The following is a 23,378-nucleotide window of genomic DNA, read 5'->3' as shown; positions in this document are numbered from 1 at the left end:
GCTCGCTGGGAGGCGGCCGACCCCCGTACGGCCGCCCCCCGCCCCCGCGCTCATGCGGCGCGGGCGAACCGGTGCCGGCGGGGACGCGGGCTATGCGCCTGCCCCTCCGGGTCGTTCTGCCCGGACTCGCGCGCGGCGGCGCGGCGGGCTGCGCGACGGCCACGGAGGGCTTCCTGCGCCTGGCGGTGGTTCTGTGCCTCGCGGATCAGCTCGTTGGATCGCATCTGCTGGAGCTCGTACTCGAACATGTCGTGTCCCTCGTGAGGAGTCGGTTTCGTCATCGCTTTCCGCGATGCCTCAACCTTCGTCTCCCAGGGGGGTGCGTCACATCGGGAGAGTTCCGCATCTTGGGCACGCGAAGGGCCTTAGGGCGGCCGTAAGTGACTTACGGCGGCCCTAAGGCCCCTCAGAGGTACGGAGATCCAGCCGTGGTTTCAGCTGGTGGACGGCAGTCCGAGAATGATGTCGGAGTACTTGGCGACGGCGAGGACCAGGCCGATCACGCCGAGCGAGACGCCCGCCCAGGCGACCGACTTGATCCAGGCGGCCTGCGGCTTGCCGGGGGCCCCGAAGGCGGGCCGGACCAGGACCACGACGCCGACGATCAACGCGGCCAGCGCGAAGAGGCCGCCGACCAGCGCGGTGGTCGCCCACGCGTCGCCGTAGACCTCCTTGACCTGCTTGGCGACACTCGCGGTCGAGGAGGTCCCCAGCTGACCGACGAGGGTCTCGCGGGCGGCGGCCACGGTGGCGACCCAGCTGCCGGTGAGGGACACGACGCCAAGGCCGGCGGAGACGACGGCGGCGGCGCCCTGGCCGACGCCGGGGGTGCCCTTCTCGGCGTCGGGGGTGTCCTCCCCCTCCAGGGCCTCGGCGTCGAGGTCGTCCTGGTCCTCGGCGTCCTCGGCCTCGGTGTCGCCGGTCTCCTCGACCTCGGCGTCCGGCGCCTCGTCGGTCTTGGTGGCGTTCACGGTCTCCTCGTCGCTCTTTGCCTCGGTGCCGTTCGCGTCCACGGCTTCGTCAACTGTCTTGGTTCCCATGACCCGCACCGTACGGACGGAGTCTGAGAAGTTTCTTAATGATCGTTGTGAGCGGCGGCCAAGATCATCGTTGCTCACGCGCGCGTGCCGCCCGCCATTCGGGCGCGAGTACCGACCAGACCTCCATGTCGAGGCGCACACCCCGGTGGGGGTAGCTCTCCCGCAGCACCGCGTCCCGGGTCATCCCGAGCCGCCGGGCGCCGTTCACACTCGGCACGTTCGCGGAGGCGGCGATCCACTCCACACGATGGATCCCGCGCTCCTCGACCGCCCAGTCGATGAGGATCCGCATCGCCCGGGTGACCAGACCGCGTCCGGTGCCGGCCGGTTCCAGCCAGCAGCCGACCTCGCAGTTGCCGTGCTCGGCGTCGAAGTTCAGGAAGAGCACCCCGCCGACGAGCTTTCCCTCCAGCCACAGGCCGTGCAGGGATCCGGTGTCGGCGGCGCGCATGTCGGCGTACCGCTGGAGTGTCTCCCGCGCGGAGGGCACGTCCGTGGCCTTGGACCCGAAGGGGATGTACTGCCCGATGAACTCCCTCCCCCGGTCCAGGTGCGCGAGGAACTCCTCCGCGTGCCAGGGCTCCAGGGGCCGCAGTTCCGCGCCGTCGTCACCCAGGGATATCGCGTACATCCCGTTGCCGCTCCTTCTCCAGCTCGTCCTCCAGTACGTCCGCCACCTCGGCGTCCGTCGCAGCGGCCAGCCTCTCATGGGCGGCGCGGCACTCGGGCGGTTCGACGCTGATGCGCGGCAGCCACCGGTCGAGCCGGCGGGGCAGCCACCAGTTGGCGCCGCCGAGCAGATGCATGAGGGCGGGGACCAGGAGGGTGCGCAGGACGAAGGCGTCCAGAGCGACGGCGGAGGCGAGGGCGATGCCGAACATCGCGATCACGCGGTCGCCGCTGAGCACGAAGGCGAGGAAGACCGAGATCATGATGACGGCGGCGGAGTTGATCACCCTGCTGGTCTCGGCGAGCCCGACCCGGACGGCACGCCGGTTGTCCCCGGTTTCCAGCCACTCCTCGTACATCCGGCTGACCAGGAAGACCTGGTAGTCCATGGAAAGCCCGAAGAGGACCGACACCATGATCACGGGAAGGAAGGGCTCGATCGGACCCGCCCGGCCGAGGCCCAGCAGCTCGCTCCCCCAGCCCCACTGGAAGATCGCGACGACCACCCCGAACGCGGCGGCCACGGCGGCGATGTTCATCACGGCGGCCTTCAGCGGGATGCCGAGCGAACGGAAGGCGAGCAGGAGCAGGGCACAGCCGAGACCGATCACGACGCCCACGAAGAGGGGCAGTCTGCCGACGATGACGGCGGCGAAGTCGTCGTAGCTCGCCGTCACCCCGCCGACGCGCACGTCGAGCCCGCTGCCCGTCTCGACGCGTGGCAGCACCTCGGTGCGCAGCCGGTCCACGAGGTCGCTGGTCTTCTGGGACTGCGGCGCGGAGTCCGGGACGACGGTGAGGTACGCGGTGTCGCCCCCGGTGTCGTACGTCACCGGGGTCACCGAGGCGATCCCGGCGGTCGCCCGGAGCGTGCTGTCCAGGCTGTCGAGGGCGAGCCTGTCCTCGGCGCCGCCGACGTGGGTGACCAGGGTCAGCGGCCCGTTCACGCCCGGCCCGAAGCCCTTGGCGAGGAGGTCGTACGCCTGCCGGGTGGTCGCCGACCTCGGGTTGTTGCCCTGGTCGGAGGTGCCGAGGTGGAGGGAGAGCGTGGGCAGCGCGAGCAGCGCCATGACGACCACGGCGACCGCGCCGAGCAGCTTGGGGTGGCGCTCCACGAACACCGACCAGCGGGCGGCGAGTCCGGTGGGGAGCTCCGGCTGGGGCCCGTGCTCGTACAGCCTGCGCCGCTCGCGTCGGCTGAGGGCGCGCGGGCCGATGAAGGACAGGAGGGCGGGCAGCAGGGTCACGGAGGCCGCGACGGTGAGGACCACGGTCAAGGAGGCCGCGATCGCGACACCGTTCAGGAAGCTGAGCCGCAGGATGAGCATGCCGAGCAGGGCGATACAGACGGTGGCGCCCGCGAAGACGACCGCGCGGCCGGTGGTGGCGACGGCGTTGCGGGCCGCCTCGGCCACGGCAAGCCCGCGTTTCAGCCCGCGCCGGTGCCGGGTCACGATGAACAGCGCGTAGTCGATGCCGACGCCGAGGCCGATCAGCATGCCCAGCATGGGCGCGAAGTCGGCGACCGTCATCGCGTGCCCCAGGAGCACGATCGAGGCGTACGCCGTCCCGACACCGACCAGGGCGGTGGCGATGGGCAGCAGGGAGGCGGCGAGCGAGCCGAAGGCGAGGAAGAGCACCACGGCGGCCACGACCACGCCGACGACCTCGGCGAGGTGCCCGCCGGAGGACTCCGTGAGTCCGATGGCGCTGCCGCCCAACTCCACCTGGAGCCCGTCGGTCTCGGCGGCCTTGGCGGCGTCGACGACGGCCTGTGCCTCGCTCCTGGAGAGGTTGTCGGCCTGGTCGTCGAAGGTGACGGTGGCGTACGCCGTACGTCCGTCGCCGCTGATCCGGCCCGTGCCCTGCCCTTCGTAGGGGCTGACGACGGAGGCCACGCCGGGCAGCGCGGCGATCTCGTCGAGGGCGCGGGTCATGGTCTGTTCGACGGCGGCGGAGCGGACGGTGCCGGGGCCGGTGCGCCAGACGACGGTGTCGCTGTCGCCGCCGAGACCGGGGAAGCCCTGCTGCAGAAGCCGGTCGGCGCGGCCCGATTCGGTGCCGGGCGCCTCGTAGTTGTTCGAGTACGCGGAGCCCGCGACGGCCGCGGCGGCGCTCACCCCGCCGAGGGCGAGCAGCCACAGCAGAACGGTGACGAGGCGGTGCCGTACACACCAGCGGGCAAGGGCTGCCAACGGACAAGCTCCCTGAGTGATTTATGGATCTTTACCGGGAGTTGCCCGCAAAGAACGCATGACGAATACGTCATCACTCTTGCAGCCAGAAGCGACCGTTCATCTCATTCGTGGGTCTGCTCACGAGAGTGCGAGTTAGTTCACACGACAATCCGATGAACTCTGTCGCGCCAAGGGGCCCCGGGCACGCCTGGGGGGATGCATCGAAGCCGATGCATCCCCCCAGGTGGGTACTTGACGGGTACTCAGCCCTCGCTGACGCCCAGCTTCTCCAGGATGAGTTCCTTGACGCGGGCCGCGTCGGCCTGGCCACGGGTGGCCTTCATGACCGCGCCGACCAGGGCGCCGACCGCGGCCACCTTGCCGCCGCGGATCTTGTCCGCGACGCCCGGGTTGCCGGCGATGGCCTCGTCGACGGCGGCGGTCAGCGCACCCTCGTCCGAGACGACCTTCAGACCGCGCTTGTCGACGACCTCGTCCGGGGTTCCCTCGCCCGCGAGCACGCCCTCGATGACCTGGCGGGCGAGCTTGTCGTTCAGATCTCCGGAGGCGACGAGCTGCGCCACCCGGGCGACCTGCGCCGCAGTGATGGGCAGGTCCTCCAGGGCCTTGCCCGACTCGTTGGCGCTGCGCGCCAGTTCACCCATCCACCACTTACGGGCGGACGCGGCGTCCGCACCGGCCTCGATCGTGGCGACGATCGGATCGATGGCACCCGCGTTCAGGATCGACTGCATGTCGTGCGCCGAGACACCCCACTCCTCACGGAGGCGGTTGCGACGCGCGAGCGGCTGCTCGGGCAGCCCCGCGCGCAGCTCCTCGACCCACTCGCGGGAGGGGGCGACGGGGACGAGGTCGGGCTCCGGGAAGTACCGGTAGTCCTCGGCCTCCTCCTTCACGCGGCCCGAGGTCGTGGACCCGGTGTCCTCGTGGAAGTGGCGGGTCTCCTGGATGATCGTGCCGCCGCTGTTGAGAACCGCGGCGTGCCGCTGGATCTCGAAGCGGGCCGCACGCTCCACGGAGCGCAGCGAGTTGACGTTCTTCGTCTCGGAGCGCGTGCCGAACTTCTCGCGGCCGTGCGGGCGCAGCGACAGGTTCACGTCGCAGCGCATCTGGCCCTGCTCCATGCGGGCCTCGGAGACGCCGAGCGCCTTGATGAGCTCGCGCAGCTCGGCGACGTACGCCTTGGCGACCTCGGGAGCGCGCTCGCCCGCACCCTCGATCGGCTTGGTGACGATCTCGATGAGGGGGATGCCCGCGCGGTTGTAGTCGAGCAGGGAGTGCGAGGCGCCGTGGATTCGGCCGGTGGCGCCGCCGACGTGCAGCGACTTGCCGGTGTCCTCCTCCATGTGGGCGCGCTCGATCTCCACGCGGAAGACCTCGCCGTCCTCCAGCTGTACGTCGAGGTATCCGTTGAAGGCGATCGGCTCGTCGTACTGGGAGGTCTGGAAGTTCTTCGGCATGTCCGGATAGAAGTAGTTCTTCCGGGCGAAGCGGCACCACTCGGCGATCTCGCAGTGCAGCGCGAGGCCGATCTTGATGGCGGACTCGACGCCGGTCGCGTTGACGACGGGCAGCGAGCCGGGCATGCCGAGGCAGGTCGGGCAGGTCTGCGAGTTGGGCGCGGCGCCCAGCTCGGTGGAACACCCGCAGAACATCTTGGTCTTGGTGCCGAGCTCGACATGGACTTCGAGGCCCATGACGGGGTCGTACGTCGCGAGAGCGTCCTCGTACGACACCAGCTCGTCGGTCGTGGTGGTCACGGTGAAAACTTCCCTCTCAGCCCAGCAGGACGTCGTCGTCGCCCAGGCGCCTGAGCTCCCGGTAGAGGATGGCGAGGCCGGTGACGATGGCGGCGGCGGACACGGCCGCGTCGATGAGGCGCAGCGTGTCGTGCTCCGTACGGGCCTTCTTGGCCTGCTTGGCGACGCCGATCGCACCGAACGCGGTGCTCGCGATGGACAGGTACGTGCCGGACTTGGACTTCTTGAAGCCCTTGGCCTTGGTCAGAGCCTTACTCACAACGACGGAGCCTCCTCGAGCAGCGGGTGGCCCCACTTTTCCACGAAGGCTGCCTCGACGGCGGCGCCGACCTTGTACAGCCGGTCGTCCTTCATCGCGGGGGCGATGATCTGCAGACCGACCGGGAGGTTGTCCTCCGGGGCGAGACCGCAGGGCAGCGACATGGCGGCGTTGCCCGCCAGGTTGGTCGGGATGGTGCACAGGTCCGCGAGGTACATCGCCATCGGGTCGTCGGCGCGCTCGCCGATCGGGAAGGCGGTGGTGGGCGTCGTCGGGGAGACGATGACGTCGACCTTCTCGAACGACTTCTCGAAGTCGCGCGTGATGAGCGTACGGACCTTCTGGGCGCTGCCGTAGTACGCGTCGTAGTAGCCGGAGCTGAGCGCGTACGTGCCGAGCATGATGCGGCGCTTGACCTCGGGGCCGAAGCCCGCCTCACGGGTGAGAGAGGTGACCTCCTCGGCCGACTTCGTGCCGTCGTCGCCGACCCTGAGGCCGTAGCGCATGGCGTCGAAGCGGGCGAGGTTCGACGAGCACTCGGACGGGGCGATGAGGTAGTACGCCGCCAGCGCCAGGTCGAAGGACGGGCAGTCCAGCTCGACGATCTCGGCGCCGAGCTCCTTGAGCAGGACGACGGCCTCGTCGAAGCGCTGCACGACACCGGCCTGGTAGCCCTCGCCGCGGAACTGCTTGACGACACCGACGCGCATGCCGGCGACGGAGCCGTTGCGGGCCGCCTCGACGACCGGCGGGACCGGGGCGTCGATGGAGGTGGAGTCGAGCGGGTCGTGGCCCGCGATGACCTCGTGCAGCAGCGCGGCGTCCAGGACCGTACGGGCGCAGGGGCCGCCCTGGTCGAGGGAGGAGGAGAACGCGACCATGCCGTACCGCGACACCCCGCCGTACGTCGGCTTGACACCGACCGTGCCGGTGACGGCGGCGGGCTGGCGGATGGAGCCGCCCGTGTCCGTGCCGATGGCGAGGGGCGCCTCGAACGAGGCGAGCGCGGCGCTCGACCCGCCGCCGGAGCCGCCGGGGATACGGGTGAGGTCCCAGGGGTTGCCGGTGGGGCCGTACGCGCTGTTCTCGGTGGAGGACCCCATGGCGAACTCGTCCATGTTGGTCTTGCCGAGGATGACGACGTCGGCGGCCTTCAGCTTCTTGGTGAGGGTCGCGTCGTACGGCGGGATCCAGCCCTCGAGGATCTTCGAACCGACGGTCGTCGGGATGCCCTCGGTGGTGAAGATGTCCTTGAGCGCGAGCGGCACACCGGCCAGGGGGCCGAGCTTCTCGCCCCGCTCCCGCTTGGCGTCGACGGCGCGGGCCTGCGCGAGGGCGCCCTCGCGGTCGACGTGCAGGAAGGCGTGCACCTTCTCGTCGACGGCCTCGATCCGGGCGAGGTGCGCCTCGGTGACCGCGACGGCCGTGAGCTCGCCCGCGGCGATCTTCGCGGCGATCTCGGCCGCCGTCAGCTTGATGATGTTGACGTTGGTGTCCGTCATGGTGATTAGTCCTCCCCCAGGATCTGCGGCACCTTGAAACGCTGCTGCTCCTGGGCCGGGGCGCCGGAGAGCGCCTGCTCGGGGGTGAGCGACGGACGGACCTCGTCCGCGCGCATGACGTTCGTCAGCGGCAGCGGGTGAGAGGTCGGCGGTACGTCTTGGTCGGCGACCTCGCTGACGCGGGCGACCGCGCCGATGATGTCGTCGAGCTGGCCGGCGAAGTGGTCGAGTTCTTCGGCCTTCAGCTCCAGACGCGCCAGCCGTGCGAGGTGGGCGACCTCCTCGCGCGTGATGCCAGGCATGCAGCGATCCTCTGGGTGAGAGTGTGTGGTTTGGCCCAATCCTATGGGTCCGGGGCCGATGCCCGCGCCCGGGTTTGCCTCTGCCCCTGGCGGACGGGACCGCAGCGCCCCGTCCGGGGCGCGGGGAACTGCCCGACCAGCCACAACGGACAAACAGACGCCGACGGCGATGAAGCCCCACGAACCGCCGGAACTACTCGGCGGCCGGCAGCGCGGCACGCGGCCGCTGCCAGCCGCGCGACCCCCGCGCCAGCAGCCACGCCGTCGCCTCCTCCGGAGGCATCGCCGCCGCGACCAGCCACCCCTGCACCGCGTCACACCCGAGATCCCGCAGCCGCTCCCACGTCTCGTCGTCCTCGACACCCTCCGCCACGACGAGCAGCCCCAGCGAATGCGCGAGATCGACGGTGCAGCGCACGATCTCCGCGTCCTCGTTGTCCACGGCGAGCCGCGCGACGAAGGACCGGTCGATCTTCAGCTCGCTCACCGGCAGCCGCCGCAGATGCACCAGCGAGGAGTACCCCGTACCGAAGTCGTCCAGCGACATCTTCACGCCGTGCCCGGTCAGCCCGGCCAGCGTGTCCGCGGCCCGCTGCGGGTCCTCGAGGAGCACATGCTCCGTTATCTCCAGCTGCAACGACCCCGCCGGGACCCCGTGCCGGGCGAGCCGCGCGGCGACCGAACCCGCGAAACCGGGGGTGTGGACGTCCCGCGGGGACACGTTCACCGCGACCGGTACGTGCAGTCCCTGCGCCCGCCACCGCGCGACCTGCGCGAGCGCCGTCTCCAGCACGTACTCGGTGAGGTGCGGCATCAGTCCGGACGACTCGGCGATCGCGATGAACTCGTCCGGCGGCACCTTCCCCCGCTCGGGATGCACCCAGCGGACCAGCGCCTCGAGCCCGGCCACCTGTCCGTCGAAGCGGACCTTGGGCTGGTAGTGCAGTTCGACGTCACCGGCGTCCAGCGCCCGGCGCAGATCCCCCAGCAGACCGAGCCGGTCCGGTGTGTTCGAGTCCCGCTTGGACTCGTAGACCTCCACCCCCGTACGGTCCCGCTTGGCCTGGTACATCGCCACGTCCGCCCGCCGCAGCAGCCCCTCCGCGTCCAGCGCGTGGTCGGGGAAGACGGCGAGCCCGGCGCTGGCCTCCAGGACGAGGGTGAGTCCGTCGAGGTCGAGCGGCGAGCCGAGGGCGGCGACGAGATTGCGGGCGACCCGCGTGGCCGACGTGGTGGAGTCGGCGACGGGGAGTAACACGGCGAACTCGTCCCCGCCGAGCCGCGCGGCCTCCGCCCCGCGCGGCAGCGCCAGCCGCAGCCGGTCGGCTATCTGAAGGAGCAGCCGGTCACCGGCGAGGTGCCCCAACGTGTCATTCACGGAACGGAAGCGGTCGAGGTCGATCAACATCAGGGCGGAACGCGCGCCGATGCGCTCGGCATCGTCCAGAGCCGTCCAGGTCCGTTCGAGCAGCCACTGGCGGTTGGGCAGCCCGGTCAGCGGGTCGCGCAGTTGCTCCTCGGCCCGGACGCGGGCGATCCACAAGGTGGAGTCGAGTGCGATGAGAGGGATCGAGAACAGTGGCAGCAGCATCGGCTGGGCGATCGCGACCACGCAGATCAGCGGCGCGATACCGAGCAGCGCGACGGCGACCAGGCCCTGCCTGACCAGCGCCGTGCGGGTGGCGGTCGGCAGTCCGCCGGTGCCCGGCGCGTGCAGGTACCAGAGCAGGACGCGGGTGACCGCGAGATAGGCGGTCGCGACCAGCACCACCTCGGGTGCGGCGTAGAAGTTCCAGCTCTCCGGGTTCCAGGGCGCCTCCACGGACGGCACCCGCCCGAACATGGCGAGGACCAGCGCTCCGGCGCCGATGCCGAGGATGTCGACCGCGCCGTGCAACACCCCCTGGCGCCAGCGGCCTCGGCGCGCGCCGCCGACCAGCACGACGACGGTCAGACTGACCATCCCGGCGGCCACCCAGCCGTACAGCAGCAGGACCGCGAGGGTGAGCGCGGCGCCGGAGCCCGTGCCCCCCCACCAGCGGGCGCGGCCGAGGGCGACCAGATGGCCGACGATGATGCCGGTCAGTACCGCCAGCGACCAGCCGACCGCGCCGGACGGGAAGAGGGCGTGGTGGCCGCCGAACGCCCGGTAGAAGCCGCCGCCGAGGACGAACGCGGCCACCCCGACGACCGCGGCGGGCAGCGTGGGCCAGGAGATGTGCCGTTCGGGTTCGTGACCGGACAGTCCTCCGCCACGCCCTGCGGCGAGCCTGCCGGCACCCGGGGCGGGGGCGGCTACGGTGAGGGGTGGTGCGGAGCCCTGCCCGCCCGTGCCGGGGCGCTCCGACGAACGCCCCGTCCGGAGGCCGGCCATCCACGCGCCGGTCATCCGGCGCAGGCGCAGCCGTGAGTCCGGGGCGGCGCTCTCGGTCGGTTCCATTCCCGTCCCTCTCACAGCCGGCGGTGCCCACGCCACGCGGTCCGTTGCCGGCGACAACCGCCAACGGCACCGCGTCTGAAAACCCTTCCCCAGACTCTTGCGGAGCAGGGGATGCCCCAACCGCAGCTGGGCACGGCAGGCGCACACCTCAACAGTAGGCCGCAGAAGGCTTCTACGGGCAGCGGTCGACGACGGTTGCCCGAATGCGACCCGGCCACCCGTATGCATCTGATATGCACCGAACGGGTGGCCTTCAACCGCTACTCCTCGGTCGGGAGGGCCACTTCCGCGGCGGCCTCCGGTCCCTGTTCGAGCAGAACGGCGAAGCCGTCCTCGTTCAGAACCGGCACCTTCAGCTGCATCGCCTTGTCGTACTTGGATCCTGGATTGTCGCCCACCACCACGAAAGACGTCTTCTTCGAGACCGAACCGGTCACCTTCGCTCCCCGGCTCTGAAGGGCCTCCTTAGCGCCGTCCCGCGTGTGGTGTTCGAGCGTGCCGGTGACGACGACGGTGAGTCCTTCGAGCGGCCGCGGGCCCTCGTCCTCGCCGGAACCCTCGTCCTCCATACGGACGCCCGCCGCCCGCCACTTGCGGAGGATCTCGCGGTGCCAGTCCTCCGCGAACCACTCCTTGAGCGAGGCGGCGATGATCGGGCCGACTCCCTCGGTGGTGGCGAGCTCCTCCTCGGTGGCCTGCTCGATGCGGTCGATGGAGCGGAACTCCCGCGCCAGCGCCTCCGCCGCGACCGGCCCGACATGACGGATCGACAGGCCGGTCAGGATCCGGGAGAGCGGGCGCTCCTTGGCCGCCGCGATGTTGTCCAGCATCGCGATCGCGTTCTTCTTGGGCTCGCCCTGCTGGTTGGCGAAGACCGTGGCGATCTTCTCCTCGCCGGTCTTCGGGTCACGCTTGGGCAGGCCGCTGTCCTGGTCGAGGACGTACGCCTTGATGGGCAGCAGCCGCTCGATGGTGAGGTCGAAGAGGTCGCCCTCGTCGGCCAGCGGCGGCTCCGCCGGCTCCAGCGGCTTGGTGAGGGCCGCCGCCGCCACGTACCCGAACTGCTCGATGTCGAGTGCCTTGCGGCCCGCGAGGTAGAAGAGCCGCTCACGCAACTGGGCCGGGCACGAGCGTGCGTTCGGGCAGCGCAGGTCGACGTCGGCCTCCTTCATCGGCCGCAGCGCCGTACCGCACTCGGGGCACTCGGCGGGCATCACGAACTCGCGCTCAGTGCCGTCCCGCAGGTCGACGACCGGGCCGAGGATCTCGGGGATGACGTCACCGGCTTTGCGCAGCACCACGGTGTCCCCGATGAGGACGCCCTTGGCCTTCACCACGTCCTGGTTGTGCAGGGTGGCGAACTCGACCTCCGAGCCGGCCACCGTGACCGGCTCGACCTGCGCGTACGGCGTGACGCGGCCCGTGCGGCCGACGCCGACCCGGATGTTGACGAGCTTGGTGTTGACCTCCTCGGGCGCGTACTTCCAGGCGATGGCCCAGCGCGGCGCGCGCGAGGTGGAGCCGAGGCGGCCCTGCAACGGGATCTCGTCGAGCTTGACGACGACTCCGTCGATCTCGTGCTCCACGGAGTGCCGGTTCTCGCCGTAGTACGCGATGAACTCCCGTACGCCGTCGAGGTCGTCGACCACCTTCGCGTACCGCGTGGTCGGCAGACCCCAGGAGTGCAGCAGCGCGTACGCCTCGGAGAGGCGGGTGAGGCCCTCGAAGCCCTCCAGGGCGCCGATTCCGTGGACCACCATGTGCAGCGGGCGGCTCGCGGTGACACGGGGGTCCTTCTGACGCAGCGAACCCGCCGCCGCGTTGCGCGGGTTGGCGAAGGGCTTGTCGCCGGCCTCCACCAGGCGGGCGTTGAGCTCCTCGAACTTCTCCATCGGGAAGTAGACCTCGCCGCGGATCTCCACCAGGTCCGGGACGTGGTCGCCCTTGAGGCGGTCCGGGACCTCCGCGATGGTGCGCACATTGGGCGTGATGTCCTCGCCCGTGCGGCCGTCGCCGCGGGTCGCGGCGCGGGTGAGGCGGCCGTGCTCGTAGGTCAGGTTGACCGCGAGGCCGTCGACCTTCAGCTCGCACAGGAAGTGGTGGTCCGAGGTGCCCACGTCCTTGGCGACGCGCTCGGCCCAGGCCGCCAGCTCCAGGTCGCTGAAGGCGTTGTCCAGCGAGAGCATGCGCGAACGGTGCTGGACGGAGGTGAACTCGGTCGCGTACGCGCCCGCGACCTTCTGGGTCGGGGAGTCGGGGGTGCGCAGCTCGGGGTACCGCTCCTCCAGGGCCTCCAGCGAGCGCAGCAACTGGTCGAACTCCGCGTCGCTGACGACCGGCTGGTCCTTCACGTAGTACCGGAAGCGGTGCTCCTCGATCTGCTCAGCGAGCTGCGCGTGCTGCTCCCGTGCCTCGGCGGGCAGGGAATTGGGCTGTGCGTCCTTGTCGCCGGCCACCGTGTTGTCCTCCCGTTACTCTGGGTTGTCCGCGAGGGATCTCGCCGCCCGGGCGCAGTGGGCGAGTGCCCGGCGCGCGTACTCCGGGGAAGCGCCCGCGAGTCCGCACGACGGGGTGACCGTGACCGCCTCCGCGAGAAGACCCGGATGCAGCCCCAGCCTGCGCCACAGCGTCCTGACACCCATGACGCTACCGGCAGGGTCTGACAATGGTCCGTCCGTGCCCGGCACGACACCGGCGAACAGCCGGGTGCCACCCTCCACCGCCTCGCCGATGGCATCGTCGTCACGCTCGGTGAGCAACGAGAAGTCGAACGAGATGGCCGCGGCCCCCGCCCTGCGCAGCAGCGCGAACGGTACGTCGGGTGCGCACGAGTGCACCACGACCGGGCCGTCGGTGTGCACCCCGACGACGTCCCGCAGCGTCGCCTCCACCCGTTGCCGGTCGACGGCGCGGTGGGTGCGGTAGCCGCTGGCGGACTTCACGTGGCCGCGCAGCACCGCGATGAGCGAGGGCTCGTCGAGCTGCAGCACGATCTGGGCGCCGGGCACCCGCCGCCGGACCTCGTCGAGGTGCGTGCGCAGCCCCTCGGCGAGCGATCCGGCGAGGTCCCGGCAGGCGCCGAGGTCGGAGAGCGCAGCCTCGCCGCCCCGCAGCTCCAGTGCGGCGGCCAGCGTCCAGGGGCCCACGGCCTGCACCTTGAGCGGCCCCTCGTAGCCCTGGGTGAACTCCTCCAGCGCGTCGAGGTCCTCGCCGAGCCAGGACCTGGCCCGCTTGGTGTCGCGCCCCGGCCGGTCCCCGATCCGCCAGCCGCTGGGCTCCACGCGCGCGTAGAGCTCGACCAGCATCCCGGCGGTCCGTCCGATCATGTCCGCGCCGGGCCCCCGCGCGGGCAGTTCGGGCAGGAACGGGAAGTCATCGAAGGACCCGGTCACGGTCTTGGCGGCCTCGCGGGCGTCGTCGCCGGGCATGGATCCGACCCCGGTGGCGGGGCCCCAGGTGAAGCTCATCGTCCCGGCCGCACGGTCAGGTCGTTGACCTCCGCGTCGCGCGGCAGGTCGACGGCCATCAGGATCGTCGCCGCGACGGACTCCGGGTCGATCCACTTCGAGGCGTCGTACTCCTTGCCCTCCTGCCGGTGGACCTTCGCCTGCATGGGGCTCGCCGTCCGGCCGGGGTAGACGGAGGTCACCCGGACGCCGTTCGCGTGCTCCTCGTGGCGCAGGGAGTCCGCGAGGGCCTTCAGGCCGTGCTTGGAGGCGGCGTACGCGGACCAGTCCGCGTGCGCGGCGAGGCCGGCGCCGGAGTTCACGAACACGACGTGGCCCTGGGCGACGCGGAGTTGCGGCAGGAAGTGGCGGGTCAGCTCGGCGGGGGCGATCAGGTTGACGTTGAGCTGGTGACGCCAGGACTTGGGGGTCAGCTCCCCGACGGGGCCGAGGTCGACCACGCCCGCGATATGCAGGAGCGAGTCGACGCGCTCGGGCAGGGACTGGTGCGAGAACGCCCAGGAGAGCTTGTCCGGGTCCGCCAGGTCGCCGACCAGGGTCCGGGCCCCGGGGAACTCGGCCGCCAGTTCCTTCGCGCGGCCCGCGTCGCGCGCGTGGAGCACGAGGTCGTCCCCGCGCGCGTGCAGACGGCGGGCGACGGCCGCGCCGATGCCGGAGCCCGCCCCGGTGATCACATGTGTAGCCATGGACGCCATGCTCGCATCACCGGGTGCCCACGCTCTCCTCCAGGTAGGCCAGCGCGCCCACCGGCTCCTCGGCGAAGAACACCAGGTCGGTGAGCGGGCACGGCAGGAAGCCCTCGGCGTCCATGCGGCGGAACTGCTCCTTCAGGCCGTCGTAGAAGCCCGCCGTGTTGAGCAGGACGACCGGCTTCTCGGTCTTCCCGTGCTTCTTCAGCTCCAGGATCTCGGTCGCCTCGTCGAGGGTCCCGGTGCCGCCCACCATGATCACGACGGCGTCGGCCTTGGCCAGGAGCAGCGCCTTACGCTCGGCGAGGTCCCGGGCGATCACCATCTCGTCGGCCCCCGCCCGCGCCGTGGCCGCCAGGAAGTCCACGGAGACGCCCAGCAGCCGTCCGCCCGCCTCCTGCACCCCGTCGGCGACCACCTTCATCAGCCCGACGTCGGAGCCGCCCCACACCAGCGAGTGGCCGCCCTTGCCGAGGAGTTCGGCGAACTCCCGGGCGGGACGGGTGTAGCGGTCGTCGAGGTCGGCGGCGGAGAGGAAGACGCAGATATTCATGCGCCTACGGTACGAGGGAAGAACCCGGGTCCCACGCGCGCTGTACAGGTATGGCCAATGGACACACGATCACCATCGAACAGGGCACGGAGCGGGTACGCGTCGTGCACGGCGACCAGGTGCTGGCGGAGAGCGACCGGCCCCTGGTGCTGCGCGAGACCGGCTGTCCCGTGCGCTACTACCTACCGGCCGAGGACGTCCGCCTCGACCTGCTGACGACCTCCGACACCCACACGCACTGCCCCTTCAAGGGCGACGCGTCCTACTGGTCCCTGCCCGACGCCCCCGACCTCGTCTGGTCCTACCCCGACCCCAAGCCGGACGTCGCCCGGATCAAGGACCACTTCTGCTTCTACGAAGTCGAAGTGGCGTAACCGCACCGGCGCCACGCCGACGGCCCGGGTGTTCCCGGGCCGCTTCGGTGGTCAGCGGGGTCGGCGTCCACGAAGGGCCCGGAGAGGCCCTAGACGCTCGCTGTCGCGCGCGTGGTCGTCGCGATCGTCGCCGAGCCCACCACGCGCGTGCCGTCGTACAGGACGATCGCCTGGCCGGGGGCGACGCCGCGGACCGGCTCGGTGAACGTGACCTCGAGTCCGCCGTCGACCAGCTCGGCCGCGACCTCCGTCTCGCCGCCGTGGGCGCGGAGTTGGGCGGTGTAGGTGCCAGGGCCGGTGGGGGCGGCGCCGCACCAGCGGGGCTTGATCGCGGTCAGCCCGCTGACATCGAGGGATGCCGCCGGACCCACCGTCACCGTGTTGTTCACCGGCGAGATGTCCAGGACGTAGCGCGGCTTGCCGTCCGCGGCCGGGGTGCCGATGCGCAGCCCCTTGCGCTGCCCGATCGTGAAGCCGAACGCGCCCTCGTGGGAGCCGATGACCGACCCGGACTCGTCGACGATGTCGCCCTCCGCCTTGCCCAGGCGGTTCGCCAGGAAGCCCTGGGTGTCGCCGTCGGCGATGAAGCAGATGTCGTGCGAGTCGGGCTTCTTGGCGACGGCCAGGCCTCGGCGCTCCGCCTCCGCGCGGATCTCGTCCTTCGTCGTCACCGTGTCACCCAGCGGGAACAGCGCGTGGGCGAGCTGGCGGTCGTCGAGGACACCGAGGACGTACGACTGGTCCTTGGCCATGTCCGAGGCTCGGTGCAGCTCGCGCGTGCCGTCCTCGTTCACGATCACCTGGGCGTAGTGGCCCGTGCACACCGCGTCGAAGCCGAGGGCGAGCGCCTTGTCGAGCAGGGCGGCGAACTTGATCTTCTCGTTGCAGCGCAGGCACGGGTTGGGGGTGCGCCCGGCCTCGTACTCGGCGATGAAGTCCTCGACCACGTCCTCGCGGAAGCGCTCGGCGAGGTCCCACACGTAGAACGGGATGCCGATGACGTCCGCGGCGCGGCGGGCGTCGCGCGAGTCCTCGATGGTGCAACAGCCTCGCGCGCCCGTGCGGAACGATTGGGGGTTGGCGGAGAGCGCGAGGTGCACGCCTGTGACGTCGTGACCGGCTTCCGCCGCGCGGGCGGCGGCGACGGCGGAGTCCACGCCGCCGGACATGGCGGCGAGGACGCGGAGGGGGCGGGGGCGCTGCGAGGTCTCAGTCATAGCCCCTCCAGAGTACGGGGCCGCGGGAACCGAAGCCCGCGGGTATCCGTTGATGATCGCAACGGGGACCGCTGACGGACGGGCGGGTACGGAGGACGGGGGGCGGACGCGATGGGTGAGGGTGCGGAGAACACGGGAACCACCGGAGCCACGGGGACCGCGAGGACCACGGGAGCGCCACAAGCCCCTGGGGGCGCCGGGCACGCGGACGGCGCCGAGGAGGAGCGCGTCGGCCGGGACCGTGACCGGCGGATCGGACGGCGGACGCTGCTGATCGGTGGCGCCGCGGCCGCCGTGGGCACGGCGGTGCTCGCACGCGGTGAGCTCGGCCACCTGTGGTGGCGGCTGCCCGGCGTCGAAAAGCCCCGGGTGGCGGGAGCCGTCGACTTCCGGGGTGCGCAGTGGGTGGCCGCCTCGTCGGCGAACTGGCGGCGGGCGGACCGGCCCGACGACTACGGGATAGACCGGGTCGTCATCCACGTCACCCAGGGCAGCTATCGAAGCGCGGTGAAGGTCTTCCAGGACCCGGCACACGGCGCCGCCGCGCACTACATCGTGCGCAAGGACGGACACATCACGCAGATGATCCGCGAGCTGGACGTGGCCTTCCACGCGGGCAACCGGGGGTACAACGAGCGGAGCGTCGGCATTGAGCACGAGGGCTTCGTGGAGCGCGCCTCGTCGTTCACGGACGCCATGTACGCGGCCTCGGCGCGGCTGACGGCCGCGGTCTGCGGGCGGTACGGCATTCCCGTCGACCGTGCGCACATCATCGGACACGTCGAGGTGCCGGGCACGGACCACACGGACCCCGGGCGGTACTGGGACTGGGACCGGTACATACGGCTGGTACGGCAGGCCCGCACCGCGGCGGAGCCGACGCGCACAGCCGGGGCGTAGCCGCCGGAGAGCGCTTTCGATGCGCGCTCACAGACAGCGGCGCACAGGGCTCCAGTCACCTAATCGTGATGCTGTGAGGCACCGGCGGGACGGGGCTGTCCATTGCGTCCCGTGCTGCCGATGTGACCAGCGACACGTCAACTCTCGCTGTTTCCAGGGGAGTTGATCCTGACTTTAAGTCATCGGATTTCACAGCGACGACGGCGTTCTCCTAACTCCGGCCCAGTCTTTACATAGCCCTTAGGCCGAGAGTCCACCGCTATGACTCACACCACGGGCAAGACCCCGGGCAAGACCACGGGCAAGGGCATGCACCGCCGCAAGTTCCTCGGCGGGATGGCCGGAGCGGGCATCGCGGCGGTGACCGCCGGCGGCACGGCCATCGCCTTACTGACGAACGCGACGCAGAACAAGGCGCACGCCGCGGGCACCACGCTGACCATCCCCGACCTCCTGGAGGGGACCACCACGGACGGCACCACGACGTACACCCTGGAGGCGAAGACCGGCACCAGCGAGGTGCTCAGCGGAGTGACCAGCACGACCGCGGGCTACAACCAGTCGTTCCTCGGCCCCACCATGAAGTGGACCTCGGGCGACACCGTCCTGCTGAACATCACCAACAGCCTCACCGAGGACACCACCGTCCACTTCCACGGCGCGCACGTCCCGCCCAGCATGGACGGCGGCCCGCAGAACGCCTTCGCCGCGGGGAAGACCTGGTCGCCCACCTTCACGGTCAAGGACGAGGCGAAGACGCTCTGGTACCACCCGCACGCCCTGGGGACCACGGCGGAGCAGGCCACCCACGGCCTCGCGGGCATGATCATCGTCGAGGACGACTCGGACGCGTCCGCGGCCCTGCCCAGCACCTACGGCACCGACGACATCCCGATCATCCTGCAGTGTCTGGCCACGGACAGCGCGGGAGACATCAAGTACAACCTGAGCGGCTACCTCAGCAACGGTCTCAGCTTCCCGCTGCTGTGCAACGGCACGAACGTCGACGACACCACGCTCTCCTTCACCGCCACCAAGAAGCGCACCCGCTTCCGGCTGCTCAACGCCTCGCCGTCCGACATCATCACCATCCAGCGCAGCGACGGCGCGACACTCACCCAGATCGCCACCGACCAGGGCTATCTGACCGAGGCCACGGAGGTGGCATCGATCCGGCTGGTGGCGGGCGCGCGGGCCGAGTTCGTCATGGAGCTCAGCGACGCGGTGACGTTGGAGGCCGTGGTGACGACGGGCTGGGTGCGCGGCGGCAGCGGGACGTACGAGTTCCTGACCGTCACCCCCGACGCCTCGGACACTCCGGAGACCCTGCCGACCCTCAACACCATCACCCGCTACGACACCAGCGACTTCACCGCCCGGACGATCACGCTCGGCCAGAGCGGCACAACGATGACGATCAACGGCTCCGCCGGGACGAGCATGTCCTCGATGGCGATGATCAGCACCACCCTGGGTGCCGAGGAGGTGTGGACGGTCAAGAACAGCACGCAGCTTGAACACTCGTTCCATCTGCATGATGTGCCGTTCCAGCTGATCTCCATCAACGGGGAGGATCCGACGGGCGTCCAGCTGGGCTGGTACGACACGTTCGAGGTGGTCGGCGGCGGCTCCATCGAGATCGCGATGAAGTTCACCGACTTCTCGGACGACACCTATATGTACATGCTCCACTGCCATCTGCTGCAACACGAGGACGAGGGCATGATGGCCTCCCTCATGGTGACGGACAGCTAGGACGACGGCCGGTACGAGGTGAGCGAGCGCGGTGGTGTCAGGTCAGGCCTGCCGTCCGTGCCCGCTCCACCGCCGGGCCGATCGCCTTGGCCACCGCCTCGACGTCCGCCTCCGTGGAGGTGTGGCCGAGGGAGAAGCGCAGAGTGCCGCGGGCCAGGTCGGGGTCGGCGCCGGTGGCCAGCAGGACATGGCTGGGCTGGGCGACGCCCGCCGTGCACGCGGAGCCCGTGGAGCACTCGATGCCCTGGGCGTCCAGCAGAAGCAGCAGGGAGTCGCCCTCGCAGCCCGGGAACGTGAAGTGCGCGTTGGCGGGCAGCCGGCCCCCGGTCGCGGGGTCACCGCCGAGGATCGCGTCGGGCACGGCAGCGCGTACGGCGTCGACCAGGTCGTCGCGCAGGGCGCCGATCTCGCGGGCGAACCACTCGCGCTGCTCGGCGGCGAGCCGCCCGGCGACCGCGAACGAGGCGATGGCGGGTACGTCGAGGGTGCCGGAGCGCACATGCCGCTCCTGGCCACCGCCGTGCAGCACGGGTACGGGCGTGTACTCGCGACCCAGCAACAGGGCGCCGATGCCGTACGGGCCGCCGATCTTGTGGCCGGAGACGGTCATCGCGGCGAGGCCGGAGGCGGTGAAGTCGACGGGCACCTGGCCGAAGGCCTGGACCGCGTCGGCGTGCAACGGGATCCCGAACTCGGCCGTGACGTCGGCCAGTTCGCGGACCGCCATCACCGTGCCGATCTCGTTGTTGGCCCACATGACGGTGACGAGGGCGACGTCGTCGGGGTTTCGGGCGATGGCCCCGCGCAGGACGTCCGGGTGGACGCGGCCGTAGGAGTCGACGGGCAGGTACTCGACCGTGGCGCCCTCGTGTTCGCCGAGCCAGTGGACGGCGTCGAGGACGGCGTGGTGTTCGACCGGGCTCGCGAGGACCCGGGTGCGGGCCGGGTCGGCGTCGCGGCGGGCCCAGTACAGGCCCTTCACGGCGAGGTTGTCGGCCTCGGTGCCGCCGGAGGTGAAGACGACCTCGCTGGGGCGGGCGCCGAGGGCCTCCGCCAGGGTTTCCCGGGCTTCCTCGACCGTCCGCCGGGCGCGGCGGCCGGCGGCGTGGAGGGAGGAGGCGTTGCCCGTGATGCTCAGCTGGGCGGTCAGCGCCTCTACCGCCTCGGGGAGCATCGGTGTGGTCGCGGCGTGGTCGAGGTAAGCCATGATGGGCCCGATTCTACGGGCCGTCCGTCCGCGGCCTCGGCCCCCGTCCGGGTAGCCGCCCGTCCGCCCCTCGTTCCGCCGTGGATCGAACGCCTCACTCGGCGGCGGCTCAGAAGTTCCAGGACACCGTGCTGTCGAACTGCATGAACGCCACCAGCACCAGCAGATCGGCGATGCCGAGGCCCAGGCCGAGGAAGGCGCGGCCACGGCGGGCGGTGCCGCGCCAGAGGGCGACGGAGGCCAGGGCGATGGCGATCGGGCCCAGGAAGACGTTCAGGACCAGCAGGCCGAGGAGGCCGAGGATGAAGGAGGCGACGGCCATGCCGTCGGCGTCCTTGGTGCCGGTCGCGCGGGTGGGCGCGCCGGGCGCGGTCGCGGTGGGCTGGGTAGCGGCGGGCTTGGTCGCGGTGGCGAGGTGGGTTCGCTCGGTGAGTTCCATGACGTGAGTCAGCTCCCAACGATCAGTTGGTGGAGGTGTGGCGCCGGCGGGCGTTGCGCTCGCGGACCGCGAAGACGGCCAGCCAGACGCCGATGACGACCGCGGCGACGAGGGTGACGGGCAGCGGGGCGTGGGCTATGGAGCCCATCACGACACCCAGCAGCAGGAGGGCGGCGACGAGGAACAGCATGAGGTGCCTCTCGACAGTGAACCCCGATTGTTTCGGGGACTTGACGACTCAGTGAACGGTTGTAGTAACACTTGTTCACTGACTCCAGAGTCTATCGCGTCGCCCGGCTTTTCAATTACAGAGAACAGTTGTTAACTGCATGGTATGAGTCACACTCTCGGCATCCGGCAGGCCCAGAAGCAGAAGACCCGTCAGGCGCTCCTGGACGCGGCGTTGGAACTGCTGGAGGAGCAGAGCCTGAGCAGCCTGGGTCTGCGCGAGGTCACCCGCGCCGTCGGAGTCGCGCCGACCGCCTTCTACCGGCACTTCCGCTCGACGGAGGACCTCGGCGTGGCGCTGGTCGAGGAGGCGCTCGGCAGTCTGCACCCGATGATCGGGGACACGGTGTCCGCGGCCGGTGACAGCGCCGGACGCATCGAGCGCGCGGTCGACCTGATCGCCCACCATGTCGAATCCCATCCCGCGCACGTCCGTTTCATCGCGCGCGAGCGGCACGGCGGCGTCCAGCGGGTGCGTCGGGCGATCAGGGAGCAACTGGAGCGGTTCGCCGAGGAGGTGAAGGTCGAGCTGGCCAAGCACCCCGAGTCGGAGGGGTGGAGCGACGACGACCTGCTGATGCTCGCGGGGCTGTACGTCGACCAGATGCTGATGACGGCCTCGCTCTATCTGGAGGCACTGGAGGCGTCCGAGGAGGAGCGCGAGCGGGTGGCCCGTGTCGCGACCCGCCAGATGCGGCTGATCGCCATCGGCCGCCGCAACTGGCTGGGATGACGCGCCCGTTCCCGAAGGGCGGGGTGACGGCACCCGTTCGCCAAAGGGCGAGGTGACGCACCCGAGTTTCGAGTACGCCACCCCTGAGAGAACCGGGACGGGCTCAGCCCTGCGCCGCCTGCCCGCTGGGCTGCCCGCTCGGCTGCCCCCCGCCGCCCGGGCCGCCGCCGCAGCCGCCCTGACCGCCGCCCTGGCCACCACCCGGACCGCCGGACGGCATGCCCGAGGGACCGCCGGAGGGCATCTTGCCGGTGGGCATGTTCGACGGCGTCCCGGAGGGCGAGCCCGTGGGCATCCCGGAGCGCCCGCCGCTCGGCATGCCCGACGGGCCTCCGCTCGGCATTCCGGAGGGCCGCTGACAGTTCTGGCTCGAGTTGCCGCTGTTCGAGGACGACGAGTCGCCCGAGCCGCAGGCCGCAAGCAACGGCGAGAGCGCCAGCAGGGCGACGGCGGGGACGAGTCGGGCACGACGGTTCATGAGGTAACTCCCAGTCAAGTCACGTGGACCGGTTTATGAAGGCCGGATGAGTGCGGGATGAGCGGTGGCCAGAGGACCAGATCCACGTAGGGCCGCGCTGTGCCGAACCTGTGGTTACCTGTGGGTCAACTTCCCTCGTGCGGGGCGCGATCCCCGCCGTACACCGCGCCGATCGCGGCCGCCGCCCCGGCCAGTTCCGCCCGCGCCTCCGGCGGCGACAGCACCTCCACCGTGTCCACGAAGGCCAGCAGCGTGCGGGCCTCGCGGACGACGGCGTACGACAGGTGCGCGAGGACCCACTCGCTCTCGCCGTCGTCCTCCGGAAGCGCCGTGAGGGAGGCCGCGTTGAGCCTGAGGAACATGTCGAGGCGGGAACGCCGTACCCGAACTGTGACATCGAGACCGCCCGGCCGCTCCTCGACCTGGCGCCGCAACACCTCCCAGACGTCACCGAGTTCGACGCCCGGGCGCCGCTTCACGGGATCGCCCAGGAGTGTCGCCGAGCGCACCCGGTCGGCCCGGAACAGCCGTGGCCGGCCGCGCCGGTCGGCCACGAGGTACCAGACGCCCGCCTTGGACACGAGCCCGTACGGGTCGACGGTGTAGGTGCTGGGCTCGGTGTGCCCGCCGTGCCGGTAGCTGAGCCGCAGCCTGCGGTCGGCGAAGACCGCGTCCTGGAGCACCTCCAGGTCCACGGCCCGCTGGGGGCCGCCCTTCCAGCGCGTCGCGTCGACGAGGATCCGGCGGCTGGTCACCTCGGCGGCCGGACGGTGCGGCGCCGGCAGCGCGGCCATCACCTTGCGCAGCGCGGAACCGAGCGCCGCGTCCAGGCCGAGCGCGGCGTGCGCGCCCTGCGCGGCCAGGATGAACAGCGCGCGGGACTCGTCGGCGGTCAGTCCCGTGACGTCCGTACGGAATCCGGCGAGCAGTTCGATGCCGCCGTGCCGCCCGCGCTCGGCGTACACCGGGACGCCGGAGGCCGAAAGGGCCTCGATGTCGCGGTAGATGGTGCGCACCGACACCTCGAGCCGGTCGGCGAGTTCGTGTGCCGGGACGCGGCCGCGGGTCTGCAGCAGCAGAAGGATCGAGAGCAGGCGGTCGGACTTCACACGCACCAGGATCGCGCACCGCGGATCACGTCCGCCGATGCCCGCGGACGCTCGTCCGA

Annotated in this window: 23 protein-coding genes; 4 read left to right on the top strand and 19 right to left on the bottom strand. The window is 70.9% G+C overall.

The window, feature by feature from the left end; all coding sequences use genetic code 11:
* Positions 1 to 50 precede the first annotated feature (50 nt).
* From KVT44_RS23435 to KVT44_RS23375, 13 genes are all read right to left on the bottom strand, one after another.
* Entirely contained in the window at positions 51 to 248 is a 198-nt protein-coding gene (locus tag KVT44_RS23435) for a hypothetical protein (protein WP_095852469.1), read from the bottom strand.
* 186 nt (positions 249 to 434) lie between these two features.
* On the bottom strand, positions 435 to 1,040 hold the full coding sequence (locus KVT44_RS23430; protein WP_217568379.1) for a hypothetical protein: 606 nt from the start codon (positions 1,038 to 1,040) through the stop codon (positions 435 to 437).
* Positions 1,041 to 1,104: 64 nt separating this feature from the next.
* Positions 1,105 to 1,671 (bottom strand): GNAT family N-acetyltransferase, encoded by a 567-nt coding sequence (locus KVT44_RS23425; protein ID WP_054234584.1) that lies wholly within the window; start codon positions 1,669 to 1,671, stop codon positions 1,105 to 1,107.
* Positions 1,649 to 3,904 (bottom strand): MMPL family transporter, encoded by a 2,256-nt coding sequence (locus KVT44_RS23420; protein WP_217568378.1) that lies wholly within the window; start codon positions 3,902 to 3,904, stop codon positions 1,649 to 1,651. The genes KVT44_RS23425 and KVT44_RS23420 overlap by 23 nt, the downstream gene beginning before the upstream one ends.
* A gap of 245 nt (positions 3,905 to 4,149) precedes the next feature.
* Positions 4,150 to 5,667 (bottom strand): Asp-tRNA(Asn)/Glu-tRNA(Gln) amidotransferase subunit GatB, encoded by a 1,518-nt coding sequence (gene gatB / locus KVT44_RS23415; protein WP_060901245.1) that lies wholly within the window; start codon positions 5,665 to 5,667, stop codon positions 4,150 to 4,152.
* Between the two features lie 16 nt (positions 5,668 to 5,683).
* Positions 5,684 to 5,926 carry a hypothetical protein gene (locus KVT44_RS23410; RefSeq protein WP_054234587.1) on the bottom strand — a complete coding sequence of 81 codons (243 nt, stop codon included), beginning with the start codon at positions 5,924 to 5,926 and terminating at the stop codon, positions 5,684 to 5,686.
* Positions 5,923 to 7,428 (bottom strand): Asp-tRNA(Asn)/Glu-tRNA(Gln) amidotransferase subunit GatA, encoded by a 1,506-nt coding sequence (gene gatA, locus KVT44_RS23405; RefSeq protein WP_099920531.1) that lies wholly within the window; start codon positions 7,426 to 7,428, stop codon positions 5,923 to 5,925. The genes KVT44_RS23410 and gatA overlap by 4 nt, the downstream gene beginning before the upstream one ends.
* 5 nt (positions 7,429 to 7,433) lie before the next feature.
* The gene (gatC, locus tag KVT44_RS23400) at positions 7,434 to 7,730 is read right to left on the bottom strand and encodes an Asp-tRNA(Asn)/Glu-tRNA(Gln) amidotransferase subunit GatC (protein ID WP_010984178.1); all 297 of its coding nucleotides are present in this window, start codon (positions 7,728 to 7,730) and stop codon (positions 7,434 to 7,436) included.
* A 193-nt stretch (positions 7,731 to 7,923) separates the two neighbouring features.
* Positions 7,924 to 10,170, bottom strand: coding sequence for a bifunctional diguanylate cyclase/phosphodiesterase (locus KVT44_RS23395; RefSeq protein ID WP_190173247.1), 2,247 nt, complete (start codon positions 10,168 to 10,170; stop codon positions 7,924 to 7,926).
* Positions 10,171 to 10,430: 260 nt separating this feature from the next.
* Entirely contained in the window at positions 10,431 to 12,626 is a 2,196-nt protein-coding gene (ligA, locus tag KVT44_RS23390; protein ID WP_217568377.1) for an NAD-dependent DNA ligase LigA, read from the bottom strand.
* Positions 12,627 to 12,641: 15 nt separating this feature from the next.
* Positions 12,642 to 13,637, bottom strand: a complete 996-nt coding sequence (locus tag KVT44_RS23385; RefSeq protein WP_217568376.1) for a methionine synthase — start codon at positions 13,635 to 13,637, stop codon at positions 12,642 to 12,644.
* Positions 13,634 to 14,332 carry an SDR family oxidoreductase gene (locus KVT44_RS23380; RefSeq protein WP_075031589.1) on the bottom strand — a complete coding sequence of 233 codons (699 nt, stop codon included), beginning with the start codon at positions 14,330 to 14,332 and terminating at the stop codon, positions 13,634 to 13,636. The genes KVT44_RS23385 and KVT44_RS23380 overlap by 4 nt, the downstream gene beginning before the upstream one ends.
* Positions 14,333 to 14,339: 7 nt before the next feature.
* Positions 14,340 to 14,879 carry a TIGR00730 family Rossman fold protein gene (locus KVT44_RS23375; RefSeq protein WP_217568375.1) on the bottom strand — a complete coding sequence of 180 codons (540 nt, stop codon included), beginning with the start codon at positions 14,877 to 14,879 and terminating at the stop codon, positions 14,340 to 14,342.
* Positions 14,880 to 14,929: 50 nt separating this feature from the next.
* Here KVT44_RS23375 and KVT44_RS23370 point away from each other — a divergent pair, with 50 nt between their 5' ends.
* Positions 14,930 to 15,253, top strand: coding sequence for a DUF427 domain-containing protein (locus KVT44_RS23370; protein ID WP_060901251.1), 324 nt, complete (start codon positions 14,930 to 14,932; stop codon positions 15,251 to 15,253).
* Between the two features lie 89 nt (positions 15,254 to 15,342).
* Here the strand turns inward: KVT44_RS23370 and mnmA are convergent, their stop codons facing one another.
* Positions 15,343 to 16,470 (bottom strand): tRNA 2-thiouridine(34) synthase MnmA, encoded by a 1,128-nt coding sequence (mnmA, locus tag KVT44_RS23365; RefSeq protein ID WP_099920537.1) that lies wholly within the window; start codon positions 16,468 to 16,470, stop codon positions 15,343 to 15,345.
* A 111-nt stretch (positions 16,471 to 16,581) separates the two neighbouring features.
* Between mnmA and KVT44_RS23360 the strand changes: the two genes are divergently transcribed.
* Positions 16,582 to 17,370 (top strand): N-acetylmuramoyl-L-alanine amidase, encoded by a 789-nt coding sequence (locus tag KVT44_RS23360; RefSeq protein ID WP_254649763.1) that lies wholly within the window; start codon positions 16,582 to 16,584, stop codon positions 17,368 to 17,370.
* Between the two features lie 261 nt (positions 17,371 to 17,631).
* Positions 17,632 to 19,125: a multicopper oxidase family protein gene (locus KVT44_RS23355; protein ID WP_229889421.1), complete on the top strand. Its 1,494-nt coding sequence runs from the start codon at positions 17,632 to 17,634 to the stop codon at positions 19,123 to 19,125.
* Between the two features lie 37 nt (positions 19,126 to 19,162).
* On the opposite strand, the gene KVT44_RS23350 is transcribed toward KVT44_RS23355, so the two are convergent.
* From KVT44_RS23350 to KVT44_RS23340, 3 genes are all read right to left on the bottom strand, one after another.
* A complete protein-coding gene (locus tag KVT44_RS23350; protein ID WP_217568374.1) occupies positions 19,163 to 20,332 on the bottom strand; it encodes a cysteine desulfurase family protein in 1,170 nt (389 codons plus the stop codon).
* Between the two features lie 109 nt (positions 20,333 to 20,441).
* The gene (locus KVT44_RS58205; protein WP_254649762.1) at positions 20,442 to 20,771 is read right to left on the bottom strand and encodes a DUF4190 domain-containing protein; all 330 of its coding nucleotides are present in this window, start codon (positions 20,769 to 20,771) and stop codon (positions 20,442 to 20,444) included.
* 22 nt (positions 20,772 to 20,793) lie between these two features.
* Positions 20,794 to 20,961, bottom strand: a complete 168-nt coding sequence (locus KVT44_RS23340) for a hypothetical protein (RefSeq protein WP_097286339.1) — start codon at positions 20,959 to 20,961, stop codon at positions 20,794 to 20,796.
* Positions 20,962 to 21,105: 144 nt separating this feature from the next.
* On the opposite strand from KVT44_RS23340, the gene KVT44_RS23335 reads away from it, so the two are divergent.
* A complete protein-coding gene (locus KVT44_RS23335; protein WP_054234597.1) occupies positions 21,106 to 21,732 on the top strand; it encodes a TetR family transcriptional regulator in 627 nt (208 codons plus the stop codon).
* A gap of 103 nt (positions 21,733 to 21,835) precedes the next feature.
* Here KVT44_RS23335 and KVT44_RS60075 read toward each other — a convergent pair whose 3' ends face one another.
* Together KVT44_RS60075 and KVT44_RS23325 are read right to left on the bottom strand one after the other, a co-directional pair.
* Complete coding sequence (locus KVT44_RS60075) at positions 21,836 to 22,210, bottom strand: hypothetical protein (protein WP_217568373.1); 375 nt, start codon at positions 22,208 to 22,210, stop codon at positions 21,836 to 21,838.
* Positions 22,211 to 22,335: 125 nt separating this feature from the next.
* Positions 22,336 to 23,319: a YafY family protein gene (locus KVT44_RS23325; protein WP_190173240.1), complete on the bottom strand. Its 984-nt coding sequence runs from the start codon at positions 23,317 to 23,319 to the stop codon at positions 22,336 to 22,338.
* Between the last annotated feature and the right edge of the window lie 59 nt (positions 23,320 to 23,378).

The sequence above is a fragment of the Streptomyces sp. GbtcB7 genome (assembly GCF_019091445.1).
Classification (GTDB): Bacteria; Actinomycetota; Actinomycetes; order Streptomycetales; family Streptomycetaceae; genus Streptomyces; species Streptomyces mirabilis.
Note: the sequence above shows the minus strand (reverse complement) of the source record. Positions and strands in the feature narration are given on the sequence as shown.

What these genes read in the sequence shown, in the direction of transcription:
- KVT44_RS23360 (WP_254649763.1), top strand. Translation starts at nt 16,582, where the DNA reads ATGGGTGAGGGTGCGGAGAACACGGGAACCACCGGAGCCACGGGGACC.
- KVT44_RS23355 (WP_229889421.1), top strand. Translation starts at nt 17,632, where the DNA reads ATGACTCACACCACGGGCAAGACCCCGGGCAAGACCACGGGCAAGGGC.
- KVT44_RS23340 (WP_097286339.1), bottom strand. Translation starts at nt 20,961, where the DNA reads ATGCTGTTCCTCGTCGCCGCCCTCCTGCTGCTGGGTGTCGTGATGGGC.
- KVT44_RS23375 (WP_217568375.1), bottom strand. Translation starts at nt 14,879, where the DNA reads ATGAATATCTGCGTCTTCCTCTCCGCCGCCGACCTCGACGACCGCTAC.
- gatC (WP_010984178.1), bottom strand. Translation starts at nt 7,730, where the DNA reads ATGCCTGGCATCACGCGCGAGGAGGTCGCCCACCTCGCACGGCTGGCG.
- KVT44_RS23430 (WP_217568379.1), bottom strand. Translation starts at nt 1,040, where the DNA reads ATGGGAACCAAGACAGTTGACGAAGCCGTGGACGCGAACGGCACCGAG.
- KVT44_RS23385 (WP_217568376.1), bottom strand. Translation starts at nt 13,637, where the DNA reads ATGAGCTTCACCTGGGGCCCCGCCACCGGGGTCGGATCCATGCCCGGC.
- KVT44_RS23350 (WP_217568374.1), bottom strand. Translation starts at nt 20,332, where the DNA reads ATGGCTTACCTCGACCACGCCGCGACCACACCGATGCTCCCCGAGGCG.
- KVT44_RS23335 (WP_054234597.1), top strand. Translation starts at nt 21,106, where the DNA reads ATGAGTCACACTCTCGGCATCCGGCAGGCCCAGAAGCAGAAGACCCGT.
- KVT44_RS23380 (WP_075031589.1), bottom strand. Translation starts at nt 14,332, where the DNA reads ATGGCGTCCATGGCTACACATGTGATCACCGGGGCGGGCTCCGGCATC.
- KVT44_RS60075 (WP_217568373.1), bottom strand. Translation starts at nt 22,210, where the DNA reads ATGAACCGTCGTGCCCGACTCGTCCCCGCCGTCGCCCTGCTGGCGCTC.
- KVT44_RS23425 (WP_054234584.1), bottom strand. Translation starts at nt 1,671, where the DNA reads ATGTACGCGATATCCCTGGGTGACGACGGCGCGGAACTGCGGCCCCTG.
- KVT44_RS23395 (WP_190173247.1), bottom strand. Translation starts at nt 10,170, where the DNA reads ATGGAACCGACCGAGAGCGCCGCCCCGGACTCACGGCTGCGCCTGCGC.
- mnmA (WP_099920537.1), bottom strand. Translation starts at nt 16,470, where the DNA reads ATGACTGAGACCTCGCAGCGCCCCCGCCCCCTCCGCGTCCTCGCCGCC.
- KVT44_RS58205 (WP_254649762.1), bottom strand. Translation starts at nt 20,771, where the DNA reads ATGGAACTCACCGAGCGAACCCACCTCGCCACCGCGACCAAGCCCGCC.
- KVT44_RS23435 (WP_095852469.1), bottom strand. Translation starts at nt 248, where the DNA reads ATGTTCGAGTACGAGCTCCAGCAGATGCGATCCAACGAGCTGATCCGC.
- gatA (WP_099920531.1), bottom strand. Translation starts at nt 7,428, where the DNA reads ATGACGGACACCAACGTCAACATCATCAAGCTGACGGCGGCCGAGATC.
- KVT44_RS23370 (WP_060901251.1), top strand. Translation starts at nt 14,930, where the DNA reads ATGGCCAATGGACACACGATCACCATCGAACAGGGCACGGAGCGGGTA.